We start from the raw sequence: 2,743 nt of genomic DNA, 5'->3' as shown, positions 1-2,743 counted from the left end.
ACCTTTCACCGTATCAATGAGCTGCCCGCAGATCCTGCACAGGCCATTCATGCCGGTAAGCCCATAGAAGGCGCTTTTATAGCAGTGATCAGCAATACCGGTAAATTATGCCGCATAGGGGAAATAGGAGAGGTGTACATTAAAACCCCTTACATGACTAAGGGGTATTTTAAAAATGAAGCCCTTACCAAAAAAGTATTTGTACAAAACCCCTTAACCCCTGAGCCGGATATTATTTACAGAACCGGTGACCTGGGCCGCTATTTGCCCGACAGGAGCCTGGAAGTGCTGGGCCGCCTGGATGAGCAGGTTAAGATCAATGGCATACGGGTAGAGCTAAACGAAATCAAGCAGGCCGTGCTGGGTAAAGATGGGATCCGCGAAGTATTTGTAACCACGCACAAGAACCGGGAGGAGCAGCAGGAGCTGATCTGTTATTACATAGGCAACAACATTAGCATAGATGAGCTGCGCGCTTTTCTGCAAACGGAGCTGCCGCAGGGCCTGATCCCTTCCTGGTTTATACCCATGGGAGAATTTCCCTTAACCCTTAACGGTAAAGTAGATAAAAAAGCGCTGCCCAAACCGGATAGCCTGATCATTAGTGATGAAGATTATGAAGCGCCGCAAACAGCAACAGAAACATTGCTGGATGAAATTTTCCAGGAAGTGCTGGGCCTGAAAAGGGTAGGCCGCAAGGTATCCTTTTTCCGGGTGGGCGGTACTTCTTTAAAAGCTATGCAGGTAATATCCCGGGTGTACAAAGCCTTGGATATTTCCCTGAAGGTGGCGGATATTTTTTCTAATCCTACTATAGCGCAGCTGGCTACAGTGGTAGTACAAAGCGGCCAAACCACGTATGCTGTTATTAACCCTTTGCCTCTGCAGGAACATTACGAAGTATCCCATGCACAGAAACGTCTGTGGATCTTAGATAAGCTGGAACAGGGACAGGTAGCTTATAATATGCCGGCAGCCGTAGTGCTTACCGGAACGCTGGACCGCACCGCTTTTGCACGGGCGCTGGAAACGCTGGTTGACCGGCATGAAAGCCTGCGCACTGTTTTTATTACAGTAGATAATGAACCCCGCCAGAAAATATTACCGGCCGCCAGCTGCGGGTTTAAGCTGCAGTACCATGATCTGCAGCAGGAAGCCGGCAAAGAAAGTTTAACAGCGCAGCTGGTGCAGGCGGAATTTAATACGCCTTTTGACCTGGAAACCGGTCCGCTTTTCAGGACTACCTTATTACAATCAGGAGCTGCGGAATACGTGTTTGCCTATACCATCCATCATATTATTTCCGATGGCTGGTCAATGGAAGTGCTGGTGGATGAGGTATTGTCTTTGTATAATGCTTATGTGAAAGGAGAGGATAACCCATTAGCACCGCTCTCTATACAATACAAAGATTATGCAGCCTGGCAGCAGGAGCAATTGAATAACGAGGCTGCAAATAATCACAAAAATTACTGGTTAGATAAATTCAGCGGTGAGCTGCCGGTACTGAACCTGCCTGCAGATCATGCCCGCCCTGCTTTGCTTACATCTAATGGAGATGTGGTGAAGTACAGCCTGAATGTCTCACTCAGCCAGTCTTTAAAAGACTTAGGCAAACAACAAGGCGCCAGCTTGTTCATGGTGTTACTGGCTGGTGTAAAAGCGCTGCTGTACCGCTACACCGGGCAAAGCGATATTGTTGCCGGCTCACCCATTGCCGGCCGTGATCATTACCAGCTGGAAAACCAGATCGGTTTTTATGTGAATACCCTGGCATTACGCACGCAGTTCAAAGGCAATGAAAGCTTTGTACAGCTGTTAAATAAAGTAAAGGAAGTAACCGTAGGCGCTTATGATCACCAGTTGTATCCCTTTGACCGCTTGGTAGATGACCTGGACCTGCAGCGGGATATGAGCCGTTCTCCTTTGTTTGATGTAATGGTAGCGCTGGAAAATGTGGAGCTGTCTACTACTGAACAGCGGGACTTCGGCGGTATTGTAGTAAAAGACTACCCGGCAGATGTGACCATCAGTAAATTTGATCTTTCGTTTGATTTTTATGAATATGGCGATGCATTGCAGCTGCGCATAGAGTACAATACAGACCTGTATAACCGGGATCGTATTGAAAGAATGGGCGCGCATTGCCAGCAGATCCTGGCCTCTATTGTAGCTGATAGCAAAACATCCATCGATAAGCTGAGCTATCTCACCACATCAGAACAGGAACAGTTATTAACCACTTTCAACGATACTGCCGCCGTTAACCCGGCTGGTAACATCCTGGAGCTGTTTACCCAACAGGTACAGCAAAACCCGGAAGCTATTGCGGTAATATTTGGAAATACTCAACTTAATTACCAGGAGCTGGACGAAGCCAGTAACCAGTTAGCCAATTACCTGCTGGCCCGCTACCACGTGCAGTCTGAAGAGCGCATTGGTATTATGGTGAACCGCTCCGAACAAATGCTGGTATATGTGTTGGGCGTGTTGAAAGCCGGTGCAGCTTATGTACCCATTGATCCTGCTTACCCGGCAGACCGCTTGCAGTACATGATCAAGGATAGTGGCATTAGCGTGCTGTTGACGGACAACCAGCTGGATGAACGTATTCATGGCATGGGCATCATGATGGTGGATCCTGCATTGAATGCAGATGAGATCCATATCTATAGCACTTATGCGCCGGTGGTAACTATAACCGCTAATCAGCTGGCCTATGTTATTTATACCTCTGGCTCTA

General features: G+C 47.8%; 1 protein-coding gene. It reads left to right on the top strand.

Translation table 11 applies throughout. The features are described 5' to 3' along the window. On the top strand, nt 1–2,743 hold a 2,743-nt coding region (locus VIM87_RS29660; RefSeq protein ID WP_332000476.1), incomplete at both ends, for a condensation domain-containing protein.

Origin of the sequence: Chitinophaga sp. (assembly GCF_036569125.1) — a bacterium.
In the GTDB taxonomy this organism is placed as follows: Bacteria; Bacteroidota; Bacteroidia; order Chitinophagales; family Chitinophagaceae; genus Chitinophaga.
Note: the sequence above shows the minus strand (reverse complement) of the source record. Positions and strands in the feature narration are given on the sequence as shown.